Origin of the sequence: Nocardioides agariphilus (assembly GCF_015352445.1) — a bacterium.
In the GTDB taxonomy this organism is placed as follows: Bacteria; Actinomycetota; Actinomycetes; order Propionibacteriales; family Nocardioidaceae; genus Nocardioides; species Nocardioides agariphilus.
This window is the reverse complement of sequence record NZ_JADKPO010000001.1, coordinates 165,690-185,237: the sequence shown is the minus strand read 5'-3', so window position 1 is coordinate 185,237 and position 19,548 is coordinate 165,690. Positions and strand designations below refer to the sequence as shown.

Sequence of the window (19,548 nt, the reverse complement as noted above, 5' to 3'; positions counted from 1 at the left end):
GCTGACGGGGTTCAGCCCTCGTCGAGCCAGGCCCGGATCGCGCTGCCGTGCTCGTCGAGCAGCGGTGGCGGCCGGTGCCGCGACCGCCCCCCGGAGAAGGCGTTGTCATCGAACCTGATCGGCGACCCGGCCAGGCGCAGCGTGCCGTAGGCCGGGTGGTCGACGTCCAGCACCAGCCCTTGCGAGCGGGTCTGCTCCCACTCGTAGACGTCGTCGATGGAGCGCACCTTGCCGGCCGGGATGCCCACGTCCAGCAGCAGGTCGAGCCAGTGCTCGGCCGGGTGCGTGGCGAAGGCCGTCTCGATGTCGGCGACAAGCTCGTCGCGGTGGGCGACGCGGAGGCGGTTGGTCACGTAGCGCTCGTCGCCGGGGTCGAGCCCGATCGCCCGGGCGAACTTCTGCCACAGCCCCTCGGACCCGACCGCCACCTGCACGGGGGAGGTCGACGTCGCGAAGATGCCGTACGGCGCGATCGCCGGGTGGTGGGACCCGCTGAGGCCAGGCACTTCCCCGGCCAGGGTCCACCGCGTGCCCTGGAAGGCGTGGACCCCGACGATGCCGGCCAGCAGCGAGGTGCGCACCACCCGGCCACGGCCGGTCCGGGAGCGTTCGTGGAGCGCCGCCACCACGCCGTACGCGAGGTTCATCCCGGCCAGCAGGTCCGCGATCGGGACGCCGACCTTGGTCGGCTGGTCGACGCCGGTGACGCTCATCAGGCCACCCTCGCCCTGCGCGATCTGGTCGTACCCGGCGCGCCCCGCCTCAGGTCCGTCGTGGCCGAACCCGCTGATGCTCCCGATGACCAGTCGTGGGTTGAGCTCGTGGAGTCTGGCCACGGTGAGACCGAGGCGGTCCAGGACTCCGGTGCGGAAGTTCTCCAGCAGCACGTCGGCCCGGACGACGAGCCGCTCGAGCACCGTGCGGTCGGCGTCGTCCTTGAGGTCGAGGACGATCGACTCCTTGTTGCGGTTGGCGGACATGAAGTACGTCGAGTCGTGCGGGTCCCCCGGTCCGGGATCACCCGTCCAGGGCGGACCCCAGGCCCGGGTGTCATCGCCGGTCGCCGACTCGACCTTGATGACGCGAGCGCCGAGGTCGCCCAGCATCATCGCGGCCTGCGGCCCGGCCAGGGCCCGGGTCAGGTCGACCACGACGAGGTCGGCCAACGGACCATCGGCCAACGGACCATCGGCCTGGGAGTCGGCCGGGGCGTCGTACGTCGACTCGCTCATGCCCGCAACCTACTGTCGGCGCCGGATGACAAGGTGAGCGCATGACCACGGGGACGACCTACCGTCTGGTGCGCGAGAGCGCACGGGCCCTGGCCCCCACGCTCGACGCCGACCAGCAGCGCGTCGTCGACCATCCGGGCGGACCGCTGCTCGTGCTGGCCGGTCCGGGCACCGGCAAGACCACGACGTTGGTCGAGGCGATCGTCGAGCGCATCGAGGTCCGAGGTGCCGACCCCTCCCAGGTGCTGGCCCTGACCTTCTCCCGCAAGGCCGCCGAGCAGCTGCGCGATCGCGTCACCGCCCGGCTCGGCCGCACCACCGGCTCGGCGATGTGCTCGACCATCCACTCCTTCGCCTACGGCCTGATCCGGCGCTATGCGCCGCGTGAGCTCTACCGGGCCCCGCTACGACTCCTGTCGGCACCCGAGCAGGACGTCGTGGTCCGCGAGCTGCTGCGTCCGACGCCCGAGTCGGTGGTCTGGCCCGAGGAGCTCGACCGGGCGCTGGAGACGCGCGGCTTCGCGCGCGAGGTGCAGATGGTGCTGTCTCGTGCGCGTGAGAAGGGCATGGAGGCCGACCAGCTCGTTGCCCTGGGGGAGCGCGAGCAGGTCCCTACCTATGTAGCCGCGGGCCTGTTCCTCAAGAGCTACCTCGACAACCTCGACGACCAGTCCGCGACCGACTATGCCGACCTGATCCGTCGCGCGGTGATCGAGGCGACCGCTCATCGTGAGGAGCTGCGGCGGCAGTTTCGACACGTCTTCGTCGACGAATACCAAGACACCGACCCTGGCCAGGTCGCGCTGCTGCGCGCCATCGCAGGCGATGGGAGCGACCTGGTGGTCGTAGGCGACCCCCACCAGTCGATCTACGGGTTCCGCGGCGCCGAGGTGCGCGGCATCCTCGACTTCCCTGCCGACTTCCCTCGCGCCGACGGCAGCCCCGCGCCGGTGGTGCCGCTGCGCACGACCCGCCGGTTCGGACCTCGGCTCCTGGTCGCCAGCCAGCGGGTGGCGGGGCGGATCGGCCTCCCCGGCGCGATCGACGCTGCTGCGCGTGAGGAGTTCCTCCACCCCGTCGCCGCCGACACCGGCGACGAGGGCCTGGCCCGCGTGCTGACCTTCGACACCGAGCGCGCCGAGGCCGAGCACCTCGCCGACCTGCTCCGCCGCGCCCACCTCGAGGACGGCGTCGCCTGGGACCAGATGGCCGTTCTCGTCCGGTCCGGGCGCGCCACGATCCCGTCCCTGCGCCGGTCCCTGGGCGCTGCGGGCGTTCCGGTCGAGGTGGCTCGCGACGACCTGCCGCTCGTGCAGGACCCGTCGGTGCTGCCGTTGCTCGACGCCCTCCGGGCGGCGGTCAACATCGACAACGACGACGACGGGTCGGCCGACTACGTCGACCACTCCCGCGCCGAGTCCCTGCTCCTCGGTCCTCTCGGCGGCCTCGACGCCGGCGACACGCGTCGCCTGTCGCGGCTGCTGCGCACGCGCGAGAAGTCCGTTGCCCATGACGAGTCCCGGCTGCCGCTGACCTCCAAGGAGCTGATCCGCCTCGCGGTGCTGCGAGACGGCTTCCTCGACGACCTCACCGGACCGGAGGCAGCCGCCGCGCGGACGCTGCACAGCCTGCTGCGACGCACGGCCGACGGGCTCGCCGAGGGCGGCACGGCCGAGGACGCCTTGTGGTCGCTGTGGTCCGGCACCGAGTGGCCGGGCAGGCTGCGTCGCGGGGTCGAGTTCGGAGGCGGCGCGGCTCGGCGGGCCCACCGCGACCTCGACTCGGTGGTGGCACTGTTCGACGTGGCTGCCCGCGAGGCCGAGAAGCGCGACGCCGCAGCGGTCACCGGGCCGGCCGGCGTACGCGACTTCCTCTCGCGCCTGGTCGCCCAGCAGATCCCGGCCGACACCCTGGCCGAGCAGGGAGTGCGTGGTGCGGCCGTGCGGCTGCTGACCGCACACCGCTCCAAGGGCCTGGAGTGGGACCTGGTCGTGGTCGCCCACGTCCAGCAGGACGCCTGGCCAGACCTGCGTCGACGTTCGACGATGCTCCAGGCCGACCGGATCGGGCGTGGTGAGCTGGTACCGCCGGTGACCACTCGCGAGCTGCTCCAAGAGGAGCGCCGGCTGTTCTACGTCGCCTGCACCCGGGCTCGGTCGCGGCTGGTCGTCACGGCGGTCTCGTCAGCCGAGGACGACGGAGAGCAGCCGTCGCGGTTCCTCGCCGAGCTCGGTCTCACCGTCGAGAAGGTCGAGGGCCGCCCCGCCCGACCGCTGTCTCTTGCGGGTCTGGTGAGCGAGCTGCGCCGCACCGTCGCCGATCCCGAGACCACGCCGGCCCTGCGATCGGCCGCCGCACGCCGCCTGGCCAGGCTGGCCGCCGAGACGGTCCACGAGCGTGCCCTGGTTCCCCAGGCCGACCCGTCGGCATGGTGGGGCACCCGTGCCGCCACGCGGTCGGTCAAGCCGGTCCGTGACCCCGACCAGCCGGTGCCCGTCTCGGCCTCGATGCTCGAGCACGTCACCACCTGCCCGACCCAGTGGTTCCTGATGGCCGAGGCAGGTGGCGCCGGTCCGGCCCACCAGTCGGCCAACATCGGTCAGCTCGTGCACGCCCTGGCCCAACGCGTCGCCGTCGGCGAGGTCGCGCCCGACCTCGACCTGCTGATGCGCCACGTCGACGAGGTCTGGGCGCGCCTGCACTTCCGCACGCCGTGGTCTGCTGCCCGCGAGCACGAACGCATCGAGGTCGCGCTGACGCGCTTCTTGGAGTGGCACGAGCACAACCCGCGCAAGCTGGTCGGCACCGAGGAGAGGTTCGAGACGGTCGTCGAGCTCGGGAGCGGCGAGCAGGTCCGCCTCCACGGCTACGCCGACCGGCTCGAGCTCGACGCCGAGGGCCGCGTCGTCGTGGTCGACCTCAAGACCAACAAGGGCAAGCCATCCGGGCCCGAGGTGCAGCGACACGTGCAGCTCGGCCTCTACCAATACGCGGTCGACCACGGCGCCGTCGAGGGTCACCACGAGTCCGGCGGCGCCGAGCTCGTCCAGCTCGGCCTGCCCGAGGGCGATTCCGCGCTCGTCCAGCAGCAACCCGCCTTCCCCGACGACGGCCCGGAGCGCACCGCGCTGCGCGCGCAGCTGGATCGGGCGGCCGCGTTGGTGCGTGCCGAGACCTTCCCCGCGGTCGCCGGCACCCATTGCCGTGACTGTGCCTTCACGGCGATCTGTCCCATCCAGGGGGCCGGGTCGGTGACCCAGAGGTGAGCCCAAAGATGAGCCCAGAGGTGAGCCCAGAGGTGAGCCCGAAGACGAGCCCAGAGGTGGGGGTGTCGTTGGAGTCAGCCGAGGACCTGGCCGCCCTGATGGGCTGGGACTTCGCGCCCAGCCCCGAGCAGTGGGAGGCGATCCGCGCGCCGCTGGCCCCGGCGGTCGTCATCGCGGGCGCGGGGTCCGGCAAGACCACGCTGATGGCTGCCCGGGTGGTCTACCTCGTCGCGACCGGCCAGGTCACGCCCGACCAGGTGCTCGGCTTGACCTTCACCACCAAGGCAGCCAGCCAGCTGCGCGCCAAGGTGCGTGAGGCGCTGCTGGCCGCGGGTCTGCTGCCCGAGCTGGGCACCGACGTCGACGACACCCTCGAGCCGACCGTCGCGACCTACAACGCCTATGCCGCGAGCCTGCTCACCGACCACGGCCTGCGGATCGGACACGAGCCCGACACCCGCGTGCTCAGCGACGCCTCTCGCTACCAGCTCGGCGCTCGAGTGGTGGAGCGGCACACGGCCGAAGTCCGGTTCCTCACCGACCATCCGCCCACGGCGATCCAGAACCTCCTGGCCCTCGACGGGGCGATGAGCGAGCACCTCGTCTCGCCCGCGGAGGTGCTGGCCTTCGATCGCGACGCCGAGTCCGGGCTTCTGCGGGCCTTCGAGCAGGAGGAGTCCGGCAAGGGCCGCAAGACCTACCTCGACCCTCCGGCCACGGCGATCCACGCGATCGAGCGGCGTCGCGAGCTGATGGAGCTGGTCGTCGGCTACCGCCGCCTCAAGCGCGACCTCGGCCTGATGGATTTCTCCGACCAGATCGAGCTGGCGGCGCGACTCGCCGTCGAGCAGCCGGAGGTCGGGGGCATGGAGCGCGAGCGGTTCCGGATCGTGCTGCTCGACGAGTACCAAGACACCTCGGTCGCGCAGGCCACCATGCTGTCGCGGCTGTTCGGCGGCGGGCACGCCGTCACTGCCGTCGGCGACCCCAACCAGGCGATCTACGGCTGGCGCGGAGCATCTGTCTCCAACATCTTGCACTTCGCCGACACCTTCGGCGCCGCCGACACCTTCTCGCTCACGGTCAGCCGGCGCTCCGACCGCCGCATCCTCGAGGTCGCCAACCGCCTGGCCGAGCCGTTGCACGACAAGTACTCCGAGCAGGTGGTCCGGCTTGCTCCCAAGGACGACGCCGGGGAGGGCCAGGTCGGGTTGCGAGTGCTGAGCACCCACGCCGAGGAGCTGACCTGGCTGGCCGACGAGGTCATCGCGGCCCATGCGGCGGGCACCTCATGGTCGGGAGTCGGCGTGCTGACCCGCGACAACGCCCACGCCGCCGACGTCTTCGACGCGCTCACCGCTCGCGACGTGCCCGTCGAGATCGTCGGCCTCTCCGGCCTGATCCGACTGCCCGAGGTGGCCGAGGTCGTGGCCACCTTGCACCTGCTCAACGACGTCACCGCCAACGCTGCGCTGCTGACCCTGCTCACCGGGCCGCGGTGGGCGATCGGACCCCGCGACCTGAGCCTGCTGGCGCGCCGGGCCGCACTGCTCGCCGGACACGGCCCGCGCACCGCCGCCACCTTGGCCGACCAGCTCATCGGCATCGCTGACGGCATCGACCCCGCCGAGATCGCCTCGCTCGGCGACGCTCTGGAGGACCCTGGCGACGGGCCCTACTCACCCGAGGCGCGTGACCGGTTCCGCCTGCTCGCCAGTGAGCTGCGGATGCTGCGCGCCACCGTTGGCGAGCCGCTGCTCGACATCGTGCGGCGGATCATCGACACCTCGGGCGTCGACATCGAGCTCGCCTCGGCCGTCTCGCCGGCCGCTGCTGCGCGACGCGACAACCTCGACCTGTTCGTCAAGGCGGTCGCGGAGTTCCAAGCCGTCGACGGCGACGTCTCGCTCTCGGCGCTGCTGGCCTTCCTCACCGCCGAGGACGACCAGGGCAACGGCCTCGACCTGGCCACTCCGACGGCAGCAGACTCGGTCAAGCTCCTCACGGTCCACCGGGCCAAGGGCCTCGAGTGGGACCACGTCTTCCTGGTGGGGGTGTGCGAGACCCGGTTCCCCTCCAACCGCTCGCGCACCCTGTGGACCTCCTCGCCCGCTGTGCTGCCCGCACCGCTGCGAGGTGACGCACGCGACCTGCCCCAGCTGGCCGGCTACGACAAGGCGGCGCTCGACGCCTACCGCGCCGACACCCGCGCCCACGACCAGGAGGAGGAGCTGCGGCTCGGCTACGTCGCGTTCACCCGCGCCGCGCACCGCCTCAGCGTCACGTCCTACCTCTGGAGCACGCGGGCCACCCCCTTCGGACCATCGGCCTACCAGGCCGTGGTGCGCGACCAGCTCGAGGCCTGGGGCGAGCCGGTCGGCGATGCGTGGCTCGACAAGCCGGTCAAGGGTGCTGCTAACCCCTACGACGCCGTCGACCCGTCGCGTCCGTGGCCCGAGCCGGGGCCGGGCCGAGAGGCAGCCCTACGGATCGAGGCGGCCCGGGTCGTCGCCGCGGCCGACGTGTCCGCGGCCGACGACGGGCTGGACATGATCGAGGCGGCGCGCGTGGCCGACTGGGACGTCGAGCTCGACCGACTGGTCGCAGAGGCACGGGCAGACCGTGACCAGGTCATCGACGTGCCGCTGCCCACCTCCTTGTCGGCGACGGCGTTGTCCCGGTTGCGCACCGAGCCCGAGGCGTTCGCCCGCGAGCTGGCTCGCCCGATGCCGCGCCAACCATCGCCGGCCGCGAGGTTCGGCACCCGCTTCCACGCCTGGGTCGAGGCTCGGTTCGGCCAGCAGGACCTCTTCGACCCCGACGAGCTGCCCGGGCAGGGCGACGCTGGCATCGACTCCGACGACGACCTCGCCGACCTGATCGCGACCTTCGAGCGTGGGCCGTTCGCCGACCGAGCCCCTCATGTCGTCGAGGCGCCGTTCGCTCTGGTCCTCGATGGGCAGGTCGTGCGCGGCCGTATCGACGCGGTCTACGCCGAGCAGCAGGGCTCCGCGGCCGCCTACCTGGTCGTGGACTGGAAGACCTCGCGCAAGGACGACGCCGACGAGCTGCAGCTGGCTCTCTACCGGCTGGCGTGGGCCGAGCTGGCGGGCGTGCCCGTCGAGCAGGTGCGCGCGGCGTTCTACTTCGTGCGCAGCGGCCGCATCGTCGAGCCCGATGCGTTGCCCGGCCGCGCGGAGCTCGAGGCCCTGCTGGTTCCTGGGCTGGTTCCTGGGCTGGTTCCTGGGCTCACGCCGAGCTGAACGCCGCCTCGAGCGCGATCTCGACCATGTCGGCCAAGGTCCGCTCGCGCTCGTAGGCCGACGTCTCCGCGCCGGTCACGACGTGGTCGGAGACAGTGCACACGGCCAGCGCCTTGCGGCCCCACCGCGCCGCGATCGTGTAGAGCGCGCTGGCCTCCATCTCCACGCCGAGCACGCCGTAGCCGGCCATCCGCATCATCAGCTCCGGCCGGCTGGCGTAGAACGACGAGTCGGCGGAGAAGATCAGCCCTACGTGCGTGGTGGCCTCCCGCGTCGCCGCCGCGTCGACCGCCGCGCGCAGCAGCCCGAAATCGGCCACCGGCGCGTAGTCGAAGCCCTCGAAGGTGATCCGGTTCATCGCCGAGTCGGTGCACGCCCCGGAGGCGATGATCACGTCGCGCACGGCCACCTTCTCGGAGAGCCCACCGCACGAGCCGACCCGCACGATCGACTGCACGTCGTACTGGTCGAAGAGCTCGTTGACGTAGATCGCCATCGATGGCTGGCCCATCCCCGAGCCCTGCACTGACACGCGGTGGCCCTGCCAGGTGCCGGTGAAGCCGAGCATGCCGCGTACCTCGGAGTAGCACGTCGCCTCCTCGAGGTAGGTCTCGGCGATCCACTTCGCACGCAGCGGGTCGCCCGGCAGCAAGACGACGGGCGCGATCTCGCCGGGCTGGGCTCCGATATGGGTGCTCATGGCGGTTAGCCTCCCACCCGTGTCCTTTCCGCACCTGGATCTGGCCGCCAACGCCCATGACAGGGCTGGGGAGCGGCGGGTCGACGACGCCTGGCTCGACGCCCGCTGGGAGGATCCTGAGACGCGCGTGCTGGTCGTGGCCGGCACCCGGATCCGTCCGGTCGACGGGGCAATCCCGTGGTTGCCGCCGGCCGATGCGCCGTACGACGGACGGCGGGTGCTGCTGGGCGAGCGCGACGGGCGCGCGTGGTTCGCGTTGATCGTCGACCCCGAGGACGCCCCTGGCGAGCGGGGCGAGTGGGTCGGTCTGCGGGCCGTGCTGCCGCGCCTGGCAGGTGTGGATGCCGAAGGTGCCGACCTCGCCGAGGCGCCACTGGTCTTCCACGCCGTCGGGATGGCCGAGTGGCACTGGGCCACCAGGTTCTGCCCGTGGTGCGGGGGCACCCTCGAACCCCGCCTGGCCGGCGCGGAGCTGGTGTGCACGCAGTGCGGCAAGGCGCAGTTCCCGCGCACCGATCCTGCGGTCATCATGGCGATCACCTGCGGCGAACCTGGCTCGCGTGACGAGGCGCTCCTGCTCGGACGCCAGTCGGCGTGGCCCACTGGTCGCTACTCGACGCTCGCCGGGTTCCTCGAGCCGGGCGAGACGCTCGAGGACGCCGTGAGGCGCGAGGTGTGGGAGGAGGTCGGGGTGCGGGTCGGCGAGGTGACCTACTTCGGCAACCAGCCCTGGCCACTGCCCGCCTCGCTGATGCTGGGATTCCTCGGGCGTGCCGAGTCCCTCGAGATCAACGTCGACGGCAGGGAGATCGAGGACGCGCGCTGGTTCACGCGAGCGCAGATGCGTGAGCGGGCCGAGAGCGGCGACCTGGTGTTGCCGGGCGGCGTCTCGATCAGCCGGTCTCTCGTCGAGCACTGGTACGGCGGTCCGCTGCCCGGGAGCTGGTGAGCGTGACCTCGGCGGCGCCCCAGGGCTCCACGGCGCAGCCCGCGCCGCTCAACCGTTGGCGGGCGTTGCTCGAGTGCATGGTGGACCGCAACGTCAGCAGACTCCTGCTGATCGTGGGAGCCAGGTCGGCGACCGATGTGGCCCTGTTCCTGGCCACTTCGGTGGTCGCCTACGACCTCGGTGGCCCGGCAGCGGTCGGCCTGGTCGGCGCCGTACGCGTCCTGCCCTCGATGGTGACCGCCGGATCCGCAGCGCTGGTTGCCGACCGGGTGCGTCGCCCGCTCGTCATCGCGGGGGTCAACGCGTGCTTCGTGCTCGTGGCCCTGCTCCTTGCGTGCGTTGTGCTCCTCGACCTGGGACTGGTCGCGCTCGTCGTCGTCCAGGCAGTGGGGTCGGTGGTGTCGGGGCTGATCAAGCCCAGCATGCAGGCACTGCTGCCGCAGCTCGTGGGCGAGCCACGCCGTCTGTTGCCAGCCAACTCGGCCTGGGGTCTGATCGACGCCATCGGCGGGGTGGCCGGACCGGCGGGTGCGACCGCGCTGCTCTTCGCGGCGGGGCCGGAGGGCGTGTTCATCGCCCTGGCCGTCGTGTACGCCGTCACGGCCTGGCTCGCCGTGAGCATCCGGTCGCCGTTCCAGCCGCCGACCCATGCGGCGTACCGGCGGTCCTTCTGGCGCGACTCGGTCGGAGGGGTCTCGCTGTTCATGCGACGTGGTGGGCGGGCACACTTCGCGGTCTTCTTGACCCAACGGCTGCTCAGTGGCCTGGTGACGGCGTTCGTCATCCTCTACGCGCACGACGTCGCCTCCGACGGCGACTCGACGTCCGGCACGCTGCTCGCCGCTCTCGGCGTCGGAGCCTTCGTGGGCTCGGCTGCCGCGATGGTGACCCACGGGCACGGTCGCGTGTGGTTCGTCGTGGGCTCGGTCCTCACCAGCCTGCCGCTGGCGCTGGTCGGCCTGACCTCGCAGATCCCTCTCGCGGCGGCCCTGCTGGTCGTGAGCGGCGCCGGTGCCGCGCTGGCCGGCACGCACGGCGCGACCCTGCTCAACAGGTGGCTGCCCGACCACGTCGCGGGCCGGGCCTGGGGAGCGCTGTTCGGCGTGGGCGCCGCGACGGCTGCCCTCGGCTCCATCGCCGCGCCCGCGCTCTCCGACTGGCTCGGGACGCATGACGCGATGGTGCCCGTCGGACTGGCCGCCGCCCTCGTGCCCGTGCTGTGCGCGCCCGGCTTGCGGTTCCTGGAGTCGAGTGCCACCCCCAGCCCGGAGGCCCTGGCCGTCGTCTCGCGCACCGAGGTGCTGGGCTCGCTGCCGAAGGTCTGCCTCGAACGCCTGGCGGCCGCCGCCGTCCGACGCGCGGTTGCGCCGGGCGAGGTCGTGGTCCGACAAGGCGACACCGGCGATGAGTTCTACATGGTCGAGAGCGGCGAGCTCCAGGTCAGCCAGGACGATCTCGAGGTGCGCCGCCTCGGGGTCGGGGACTCGTTCGGCGAGGTCGCCCTCCTCCACTCGATACCTCGCACGGCGACGGTGGTCGCCCTCACGTCGGGGTCGCTCCTGGCGCTGGACCACGAGATCTTCGTGGCTACGGTCACCGGCCACGCCCCCACCGAGGACTGGGCCGACGGAGCGGTCGCCGGACTGCTTGCCGAGGACGAACGCCGTACGGCCACCTGACAGGCGAAACTGCCGCCTGACGGGCGACCGGCTCAGCTCGCCAGCGCGGCGAGCTTCTCCTTGACCTGGATGACAGACGGGTTGGTCTGGGCAGAGCCGTCGGAGTAGACGAGCGTCGGCACCGTCTGGTTGCCGTTGTTGACCGACTCCACGATCGCCGCGGCCTCGGGGTGCTCCTCGATGTCGACCTCGGAGTAGGCGATGCCCTCACGGTCGAGCTGGCTCTTGAGGCGGTGGCAGTAGCCGCACCAGGGGGTCGAGTACATGGTGACGGTGCCCGTGTCGCGCGTCGTGCCTGTCATGGTCATCGAGGGGTGTCGCCTCCGGCGTCTAGATTGGCCGACTACAAGGTCGGTGCCCGAGATGGGCTCGTCAAATCCTCAACCATCATGTCCTAGGAGTTGTTCCGTTGCTCGACCCGGCCGCGATCTTGCAGGGCCTCGACCCCGAGCAACGACAGGTGGCCGAGGCACTGCGCGGACCGGTGCGGGTGCTCGCGGGCGCGGGCACGGGCAAGACCCGTGCGATCACCCACCGGATCGCGCACGGCGTCGCGGCAGGCGTCTACCAGCCCACCGAGGTGCTGGCGGTCACCTTCACCACGAGAGCGGCCGGCGAGATGCGCGGACGCCTGCGCATGCTGGGTGCCGGCGGCGTCCAGGCGCGCACCTTCCACTCCGCCGCCCTGCGTCAGCTGCGCTACTTCTGGCCCCACGTCCATGGCACCGAGCTGCCCACGCTCACGGAGTCCAAGCTGGGCATGCTCGCCACCGCCGCCTCTCGACAGCGGGTCCGGCCCGACAAAGCGCAGCTGCGCGACATCGCATCCGAGGTCGAGTGGGCCAAGGTCAGCAACGTCGCCCCCGACGACTACGCCCGCCTGGCGCTGCGGTCGGGCCGCTCGGTCAGCGGGCTCGACCCCGAGACGGTCGGCCGGGTGTTCGGCAGCTACGAGGAGGTCAAGCGCTCCCAGGCCCGCATGGACATGGAGGACGTCCTCCTGCTCACCGCGGGCCTGCTCGCCGACGACCAGCGAGTGGCCGCCCAGGTGCGCCGCCAGTACAAATGGTTCGTCGTCGACGAGTACCAGGACGTCTCGCCGATCCAGTCGGCCCTTCTCGACCTCTGGCTCGGCGGTCGCGACGAGATCTGCGTTGTGGGCGACCCGGCCCAGACGATCTACTCCTTCGCGGGCGCCGACGCGTCCTACCTGCGCGACTTTCCCCGCAAGCACGACCACACCACCTCGATCGAGCTGGTCCGCAACTACCGGTCCACGCCCGAGGTCGTCGCGGCCGCCAACGACCTGCTCGCGGGCACTCCTAGTGCTGGGGTGAGGCTCCAGGCGCAGAGTCCGGCCGGGGGCGCGGTGACCTACACGTCCTACCCCGACGAGGTCGCCGAGGCCGAGGCCGTCGCCGCCGCCATCGCCCAGGTCGTGGCCCAGGGCACCCCGCCCGGCGAGGTCGCGGTGCTGTTCCGCATCAACGCCCAGTCGGAGGCCTACGAGGAGGCGCTTGCCGGCCGGAGCATCCCCTATGTCGTGCGCGGCGCGGCGCGCTTCTTCGACCGCGCCGAAGTACGCGAGGCCGTCACCCGGCTGCGTGGTGCAGCCCGTGGCGGCACGACCGCCGGCGACGGTCTGCTCGATGCCGTCCGCGGTGTGCTCAGCGTGATGGGGTGGACTCCCGAGGCGCCGGCTGCCCGGGGCCAGACCCGCGACCGCTGGGAGTCGCTGCAAGCACTGGTCGACCAGGCCGCTGAGCTCGCGGGCTCGGGCGTCGATGACCTCGGCGTCTTCGTCGACGAGCTCGACCGTCGCGCCTCCGAGCAGCACGCGCCGCAGGCAGACGGCGTCACCTTGGCCACCCTCCACGCCGCCAAGGGCCTCGAGTGGGACTGCGTGTTCGTCGTCGGGGTCTGCGAGGGCACGCTCCCGATCACCTACGCCGAGTCCCCGACGGCGATCGAGGAGGAGCGCCGACTGCTCTACGTCGGCCTCACCCGCGCCCGTCGCGCCCTCGCCGTGTCGTGGGCGTGGGCGCGCAACCCGGGTGGCCGGGCGACCCGCAAGCCGTCCCGGTTCCTCGACCCGCTGCTGCCGGCCGCCTCGTCGGTCCAGCCTCCCGGTGCGCGCAGCCGCAAGGTGATCAGCTGTCGCGAGTGCGGCAAGCCACTGGCGACCGGTGCAGAGAAGAAGCGCGGTCGCTGCGCCGACTGCCCGGCGTCCTACGACGAGACGCTGTTCGAGCTGTTGCGCACCTGGCGATCCGGCCAGGCCGCCGAGGAGAGCGTGCCTGCCTACGTCGTGTTCACCGACGCCACCTTGCAGCTCATCGCCGAGCACAAGCCTCGCTCGGCGGCCGACCTCCTGCGCATCAACGGCATCGGCAAGGCCAAGCTCGAGCGCTACGGCGAGGCCGTTCTCGACCTCGTGGGGTGACGGTCACCGGGCTGTCGGAAAAAAAATCACGGCTCTTCGGCAAAACACCTCGAAAAAGAATTGCTCCCCTGTACGCCCCCGGGGTACCTTGCTGCTCCGAACGAATACGCCTGCGCACAGCGACCCTGACAAAGTCGGCGCCCACAGGATCCGAAGGAGGTGGCCCTAGTGATCACCAAGCACATCGCGATGACGGAGCAGATCCCGTCGTCCGTCGGCATGCCCGCCTACGGCCGCGCCCTCGGCGCCGCCGCCGGCGTTGACGTGTGCACCCTGACGACCGCTGTCGTCCTTGGTGCCCGCGTTTCCGGCATGGGCCGCATCAAGGGCGATTTCCCGGGGACCTCTGCCTGGAGACCACCGAGCTAGGTGACACGACACCACTCGGCAGCCTCCAGGCCGCGGAACCCGAAACCGGGATCCGCGGCCTTTGTGTTTCCCCGGACCCAACCGGCCCCGGAGACACAAGCCCTGAGAAGGGCCAAGTACCTAGCCAACAAGCGATCAGGTCACGAAGGAGGTGAGAGACATGACCATCACTGTTCTCGACCGCGAGGGCGTGGCTGCCGAGGAGATCCCACAAGCGATCTCGTTGGGCCAGCTCCACGACGCGGCCGACCAGGTGAACGACGAGCTGCTGCCGTGCCGAGTGAACAACTCGGACCTGTGGTTCGCCGAGTCGCCCCAGGACGTCGAGTTCGCCAAGGCACTGTGCAAGGACTGCCCGGTCCAGGCCCTGTGCCTCGACGGAGCCCTGGAGCGGCGTGAGCCCTGGGGTGTCTGGGGAGGTGAGCTGTTCCTGCAAGGAGTGGTGATCCCCCGGAAGCGTCCGCGCGGCCGCCCGCGCAAGAACGAGGTGGCGGCCTGACTCAGGCCGGCGCCCCTAGCCGAAAGTCCCGAAACCAGCAGATGAAGACCAACCGAAACCGGAGTACTGACATGAACACCATGCACGAAGCCCTCGCGCGGGCCCAGATGACCGCGCGCCTGGGAGAGGCGCACCAGCTGCGCCGTGGCCACCAGCTGGTCATGGCTCGTCGACTCAGCCGTAAGGCGGAGCAGGCCGCGCAGCAGGCGCGGCTCGTCCTGGCTCGCGCCATCTGACCGATCGGACGCACTCGGGGCACCAGCTCGAGCTGGGCACCGGCGTCCATACCCGAAGTACAAGGAATCCACCACACGTCATGACCACCAAGAACCGGAGCACGAAGATGAATCTCATGCATGAAGACCTGGCCCGCGCGCAGATGCGCGCGCGCCTGGGAGAGGCGCAGCAGCTGCGGCGAGGCCACCAGATGGTCCTTGCCCGTCGACTCAGCCGCAGGGCTGAGCGGGCCGCTCAGCAGGCGCGACTCGCGCTTGCCCGCGCCCTCTGACACGACCTCACCCCGATGACCTGATCGCGGTGACACGCAGGGGCGGGATACCCGGATGTCCGGGTATCCCGCCCCTTTGCGTGGGTTGCAGCGCCCCCGAACCTTCCAGACAGGCCCCGAACCTCGGCGTACTCTCGCCTCGTGAAGACCTGCGACTTCTGCGGCAGGCAGGCGGCTACCGACGACACCACGACGTTGACCTGGACGACCTCGACCGAGAACGGTCGTCAGCGCACGTACTGCGACACCTGCTCGCGCGAGCACCTGCGCGCGATGGAGTCCAAGCTCGACTCCGAGTGGTGGTAGCCCCCGCCAGAGGTCTGGCTCTCAACCCCAGCTGCAGCCGCAGTGCGGGTGGCGCGGCCACGTGCGCACGGGCTCGCCGAGGGCGGCGCTGAGGGTGAGCGTGGCCGACCACGTGGCGGGCCGGTCGCCCTCGGCGTAGGACATCAGCTCGCGTACGGCGAGCGCCACCGCCGCCTGGCCCAGCAAGGAGTCGCACGGGGTCGGTGCCACGCGGTGCTCGAGCTGTTGGAGCACGACCGCGCGTCGTGGGTCGCTCTCACCCAGATGCGCGTCGAGGCAGCGTAGGCAGGCCGTGGCGCCCGGGGCCACGAACGGTCCCAGGCGAGCCCGGTCGGCGTACAGCGTGAGGACGAGGTGTGGGCGGTCCTCGCGCGTGAAGCCGTCGAGCAGCGAGCGTGGCGGCTCGCCGGTGGAGACGACCAAGGTGACGGTTCCGGGCTCCTCGGCGCGGGCCAGCGGGATGCCTGCGGTCGTCAGCCTCTCGGCCGCGACCGTCCGCCAGGGCTCGGGGGAGTGGAGCGCGACCTGGCAGGTGGCGCGTGCCTTGACCCGAGCTGATGCGTGTGGACCGTGAGCGGCCAGGGCTGCCAGCTCTCGCCCGGAGCGGTCGTCGCGGGCGGCCAGCACCTCGGTGCGATCCACCACCAGGTCCGCGTCGAGCAGGGTGGCCAGGGCCACGCCCGCGTCAGGCGAGAGCAGCCCCAAGCCCTCACCGATCTCGAGGTCACGCAGCAGGCCGCGGATCCCGTCGCTGTCGGGCAGTACGAGAACCGGGTGGTCGAGCCCGACCTGCAGGTGCGTGTCGTCGCGTCGGTAGACCGACAGCCCGGGGCGCAGTACCGGTCGCGACGGCGTGGGGTGGGGATGCTCGGTGCTCACGAACCGGCAGGCTGCCACGTCATCGGGCAGTCCGACGTTCGCTCTCCACAGACCATCCGGGTGCGGACGTGCAACGACGGCGCCACCTGACACAGGTCAGGGGCGCCGCCGTGGAGATCGTGGGTCTAGCTCAGGCCTTACCGAGGATGCGGTTGAGGTTGATGCCGCAGACCGGGCACTTGGCCTTGGCCATCCGGGTGCCCTTGTCGTTGACGTGCACCTCGCCCTCAGCCTCCCGCTTCTCCTTGCACTTCACGCAGTAGAACTCGCCGCTCCAGGTCTCCGCCATGACGGCCTCCTTGCCTATCCAGTTCTCGGTCGTCGCGACGGGGCATATCGGGGAAGCCCGCCGGAAGCCCAGTGGTGGTGCCACCAGGCCGTTCTCGACCCTACGGCACGCTCGTCTGAGCGTGAAACAGGCGCACCGAAGCGCGGTTCGGCGTGTCTGCCCCCACTTCCCACACGTGAAACGCCTCACTGATCGATCAGGGGTTGCCTCAGTACCCTGCGCCCATGCCCCTGGAGCACCTCCGCCTCGAACGTCCCGGCGACGGCGTTGCCCTGCTGACCCTCGACAACCCCGACCAGCGCAACGCCATGTCGGGGCCGATGACCGACGCGTGGGTCGCCGCCATCGAGGGGCTGCGAGCCGATCGCAGCGTGCGCGTCGTGGTGGTGACGGGCGAGGGATCGGCGTTCTGCTCGGGCGGTGACACCTCCTGGATCGTCAGTGAGCCCGACGCCACCGTCGACGACCTGCGTACGCGGATGATCGCGTTCTACCAGGCCTGGCTGTCGATCCGCTCGCTCGAGGTGCCGACCATCGCAGCCGTCAACGGGCCGGCCATCGGCGCAGGCCTGTGCCTGGCGCTGGCCTGCGACATCAGGTACGCCGCGGCGTCGGCACGCTTGGGCGCGCCGTTCGTGCGGCTGGGCATGCATCCCGGCATGGCCGCCACCTGGTTGCTGCCCGAGGCGGTCGGGTCTGCGGCGGCGCGCGACCTGCTGCTCACCGGCCGCACGGTCGACGCTGACGAGGCGCTTCGGCTCGGCCTGGTGTCCCGGGTGATCGACGACGCGTCGTTCGGTGCCGAGGTGCTGGAAACGGCCGCCGGGATCGCTGCCACGGCGCCGATCGCGAGCCGCCTGACCAAGCTCGCCCTCGCCGACGGCGCCCACAAGACGTACGACGCTGCGCTGCAGTGGGAGGCACTCGCCCAACCGGTGACCCTGGCGACCGAGGACCTGCACGAGGGCATCCGCGCCGCTGGTGAGCGGCGTAGGCCCGAGTTCCGCGGGAGATGAAGAAGGGGCTCCCCGAACGTGCGACGACGTTTGCCTTCCCCTTGCGAACGTCGCCTCCCGGACTGGGAGCCCCATCTGTCGCCCACGCTAGGCGGGGCCTGGTGAGCGGTCAACGCGACCGGCGTGTCGCCTGTGGACAGCCTGTGGATAACTCTGGGGACAACGCGTCGGAACCGGTGCAGGAGCGGTGGACAGGTAGCCTCGGGTCGGCTCCGGCTGTGGATAGAGGTCGTGCGAGAACGGCGCGCAGGCCCCTGACCAGCGACGATGTGGTCGGGGCTCGTCCACGGGGTGTGGACAGAAGAAAGTTCGAGGAGTGGCGGGCTTGTCCGAGGAGACCTACGACGGCGGGCCGGTCGCTGCCTTGCGACGTATTGCGTTCCTGATGGAGCGCGGACGTGAGGAGACCCGCCGCATCCAGGCGTTTCGCAACGCGGCTGCGGTGATCCTGCCGCTGCCGGCCGACGAGGTCGTTGCCCGCGCCGAGGCCGGCACGCTCACCCAGCTGTCCGGCATCGGCCCCAGCACCGCCGGCGTGATCACCGACGCCGTCCACGGCAGGCTGCCCGATCGCCTGGCCAAGCTGGAAGCCGCGTTCGGGCCGCTCGTGCAGGGCGGCGACGAGGTCCGAGCCAGGCTCAGGGGAGACCTGCACTCCCACTCCGACTGGTCCGACGGTGGGTCGCCGATCGAGGAGATGGCCTTCACCGCCATCGAGCTCGGTCACGACTACCTGGTGCTGACCGACCACTCGCCGCGGCTCACCGTCGCCAACGGCCTCAGCGTCGCCCGTCTGCAACGTCAGCTCGGCGTCGTCGACGCGATCAACGAGCACCTGAGCGAGTCGCAGTTCACCCTGCTCAAGGGCATCGAGGTCGACATCCTCGATGACGGCTCGCTCGACCAGACCGACGAGATGCTCGCCCAGCTCGACCTCCGGGTGGCCAGCGTGCACAGCAAGCTGCGCATGGACGCGGCCCCGATGACCAAGCGGATGATCGGCGCCATCGCCAACCCGCGCACCAACGTGCTCGGCCACTGCACGGGCCGGATGGTGATGGGCAACCGTGGGACGCGTCCGTCGTCGGACTTCGACGCGAAGGCAGTCTTCGAGGCGTGCGTCGAGCACGACGTCGCCGTCGAGATCAACTCCCGTCCCGAGCGCCGTGACCCGCCGACCAAGCTCCTCGAGCTGGCCCGCGACATGGGGTGCTTGTTCTCCATCGACAGCGACGCGCACGCCCCTGGCCAGCTCGACTTCCAGCAGTACGGCTGCGAACGCGCGCACGCGGCCGGCATCGACGCCGACCGGATCGTCAACACCTGGCCCCGCGAACGCCTGCTGGAGTGGGCCAACCCGCAACGTTGATCTGACCGCTGACGTGGCTGGGTTCTCGGGCTACGGTGAGTGCCATGCCCCCGGACTCCGAGGTGGAGGTACGCCGCTCCAAGCGCCGCCGCCGCACCGTCTCGGCGTACCGCGAGGGAGACCGGATCATCGTGCTGATCCCCGCCTCGCTGACTCGGCGTCAGGAAGCCGAGTGGGTCGAGACGATGGTCGCCCGCCTCCAGAAGTCCGAGCGCCGGCGGCGTCCGACCGACGAGGATCTCCATGCCCGCGCGACCGAGCTCAACGAGGAGTACCTCGGCGGTCTTGCCGAGCCGGTCTCGGTCCGGTGGGTCGACAACCAGCGCTCACGGTGGGGTTCGTGCACTCCGGGTGACCGCACCATCCGCCTGAGCTCACGCCTGCAGGGCATGCCGTCGTGGGTCGTCGACTACGTGCTGGTCCACGAGCTCGCCCATCTGCTGGCCCCCGGCCACGACGCAGCCTTCTGGGCCTGGGTCGACCGCTACCCGCAAGCCGAGAAGGCCAAGGGCTACCTGCTCGGGTGGTCCGCCGCCGCCCGCGTCGAGGACCCGCCTGGCCAAGAGGTGGATTAGGGCAGTCACCGCGGGTTGAGGAGGTTGCGCAGCAACCGTGTCGAAACCCCCGGAACCGAGGAACACCGTCTGGTTTCGAGACAGGCGCCAGCGCGCCTTCCTCAACCAGCGACCGTCTGGTTTCGAGACAGGCGCCAGCGCGCCTTCCTCAACCAGCGACCGTCTGGTTTCGAGACAGGCGCCAGCGCGCCTTCCTCAACCGGCGA

General features: G+C 71.1%; 18 protein-coding genes. 13 read left to right on the top strand and 5 right to left on the bottom strand.

From position 1 onward, the window contains the following. Nucleotides 1–11: 11 nt before the first annotated feature. Nucleotides 12–1,232: a CaiB/BaiF CoA transferase family protein gene (locus ISU10_RS00975; RefSeq protein WP_194694474.1), complete on the bottom strand. Its 1,221-nt coding sequence runs from the start codon at nt 1,230–1,232 to the stop codon at nt 12–14. Nucleotides 1,233–1,273: 41 nt separating this feature from the next. Between ISU10_RS00975 and ISU10_RS00970 the strand changes: the two genes are divergently transcribed. Continuing rightward, the gene (locus ISU10_RS00970; protein ID WP_194694473.1) at nt 1,274–4,498 is read left to right on the top strand and encodes an ATP-dependent helicase; all 3,225 of its coding nucleotides are present in this window, start codon (nt 1,274–1,276) and stop codon (nt 4,496–4,498) included. Between the two features lie 32 nt (nt 4,499–4,530). After that, nucleotides 4,531–7,761 (top strand): ATP-dependent helicase, encoded by a 3,231-nt coding sequence (locus ISU10_RS00965; RefSeq protein WP_370864491.1) that lies wholly within the window; start codon nt 4,531–4,533, stop codon nt 7,759–7,761. Here ISU10_RS00965 and deoD read toward each other — a convergent pair. Next, on the bottom strand, nt 7,748–8,461 hold the full coding sequence (deoD, locus tag ISU10_RS00960; protein WP_194694471.1) for a purine-nucleoside phosphorylase: 714 nt from the start codon (nt 8,459–8,461) through the stop codon (nt 7,748–7,750). The two genes, ISU10_RS00965 and deoD, sit on opposite strands and share 14 nt — an antisense overlap. A 19-nt stretch (nt 8,462–8,480) precedes the next feature. Here deoD and nudC point away from each other — a divergent pair, with 19 nt between their 5' ends. Together nudC and ISU10_RS00950 are read left to right on the top strand one after the other, a co-directional pair. Further along, nucleotides 8,481–9,410, top strand: coding sequence for an NAD(+) diphosphatase (gene nudC / locus ISU10_RS00955; protein WP_194694470.1), 930 nt, complete (start codon nt 8,481–8,483; stop codon nt 9,408–9,410). A 2-nt stretch (nt 9,411–9,412) separates the two neighbouring features. Next, nucleotides 9,413–11,089: an MFS transporter gene (locus ISU10_RS00950; protein ID WP_194694469.1), complete on the top strand. Its 1,677-nt coding sequence runs from the start codon at nt 9,413–9,415 to the stop codon at nt 11,087–11,089. Between the two features lie 32 nt (nt 11,090–11,121). On the opposite strand, the gene ISU10_RS00945 is transcribed toward ISU10_RS00950, so the two are convergent. Continuing rightward, the gene (locus ISU10_RS00945) at nt 11,122–11,391 is read right to left on the bottom strand and encodes a mycoredoxin (protein WP_194694468.1); all 270 of its coding nucleotides are present in this window, start codon (nt 11,389–11,391) and stop codon (nt 11,122–11,124) included. Between the two features lie 107 nt (nt 11,392–11,498). On the opposite strand from ISU10_RS00945, the gene ISU10_RS00940 reads away from it, so the two are divergent. From ISU10_RS00940 to ISU10_RS00915, 6 genes are all read left to right on the top strand, one after another. Beyond that, nucleotides 11,499–13,532: an ATP-dependent DNA helicase UvrD2 gene (locus ISU10_RS00940; protein ID WP_194694467.1), complete on the top strand. Its 2,034-nt coding sequence runs from the start codon at nt 11,499–11,501 to the stop codon at nt 13,530–13,532. 159 nt (nt 13,533–13,691) lie between these two features. Further along, complete coding sequence (locus ISU10_RS00935) at nt 13,692–13,901, top strand: hypothetical protein (RefSeq protein ID WP_194694466.1); 210 nt, start codon at nt 13,692–13,694, stop codon at nt 13,899–13,901. Nucleotides 13,902–14,061: 160 nt separating this feature from the next. Further along, nucleotides 14,062–14,400: a WhiB family transcriptional regulator gene (locus ISU10_RS00930; RefSeq protein WP_194694465.1), complete on the top strand. Its 339-nt coding sequence runs from the start codon at nt 14,062–14,064 to the stop codon at nt 14,398–14,400. Beyond that, nucleotides 14,397–14,636 carry a putative WhiB-interacting protein gene (locus ISU10_RS00925; protein ID WP_503128328.1) on the top strand — a complete coding sequence of 80 codons (240 nt, stop codon included), beginning with the start codon at nt 14,397–14,399 and terminating at the stop codon, nt 14,634–14,636. The genes ISU10_RS00930 and ISU10_RS00925 overlap by 4 nt, the downstream gene beginning before the upstream one ends. Next, nucleotides 14,633–14,908 (top strand): putative WhiB-interacting protein, encoded by a 276-nt coding sequence (locus tag ISU10_RS00920; protein ID WP_503128327.1) that lies wholly within the window; start codon nt 14,633–14,635, stop codon nt 14,906–14,908. Before ISU10_RS00925 ends, ISU10_RS00920 begins: the two co-directional genes overlap by 4 nt. Nucleotides 14,909–15,049: 141 nt before the next feature. Then, nucleotides 15,050–15,214, top strand: coding sequence for a hypothetical protein (locus ISU10_RS00915; RefSeq protein ID WP_194694462.1), 165 nt, complete (start codon nt 15,050–15,052; stop codon nt 15,212–15,214). Between the two features lie 21 nt (nt 15,215–15,235). On the opposite strand, the gene ISU10_RS00910 is transcribed toward ISU10_RS00915, so the two are convergent. Further along, nucleotides 15,236–16,093, bottom strand: a complete 858-nt coding sequence (locus ISU10_RS00910; protein WP_194694461.1) for a hypothetical protein — start codon at nt 16,091–16,093, stop codon at nt 15,236–15,238. Nucleotides 16,094–16,223: 130 nt separating this feature from the next. Further along, nucleotides 16,224–16,382 (bottom strand): DUF5679 domain-containing protein, encoded by a 159-nt coding sequence (locus ISU10_RS00905; protein WP_194694460.1) that lies wholly within the window; start codon nt 16,380–16,382, stop codon nt 16,224–16,226. Nucleotides 16,383–16,606: 224 nt separating this feature from the next. Between ISU10_RS00905 and ISU10_RS00900 the strand changes: the two genes are divergently transcribed. The 3 genes from ISU10_RS00900 to ISU10_RS00890 all read left to right on the top strand — a co-directional run bounded on the left by ISU10_RS00900 (nt 16,607) and on the right by ISU10_RS00890 (nt 19,342). Beyond that, nucleotides 16,607–17,398, top strand: coding sequence for an enoyl-CoA hydratase/isomerase family protein (locus ISU10_RS00900; RefSeq protein WP_194694459.1), 792 nt, complete (start codon nt 16,607–16,609; stop codon nt 17,396–17,398). Between the two features lie 316 nt (nt 17,399–17,714). Continuing rightward, nucleotides 17,715–18,767 carry a PHP domain-containing protein gene (locus ISU10_RS00895; RefSeq protein ID WP_370864487.1) on the top strand — a complete coding sequence of 351 codons (1,053 nt, stop codon included), beginning with the start codon at nt 17,715–17,717 and terminating at the stop codon, nt 18,765–18,767. A gap of 44 nt (nt 18,768–18,811) precedes the next feature. Beyond that, nucleotides 18,812–19,342 (top strand): M48 metallopeptidase family protein, encoded by a 531-nt coding sequence (locus tag ISU10_RS00890; protein WP_194694458.1) that lies wholly within the window; start codon nt 18,812–18,814, stop codon nt 19,340–19,342. Nucleotides 19,343–19,548 lie beyond the last annotated feature (206 nt).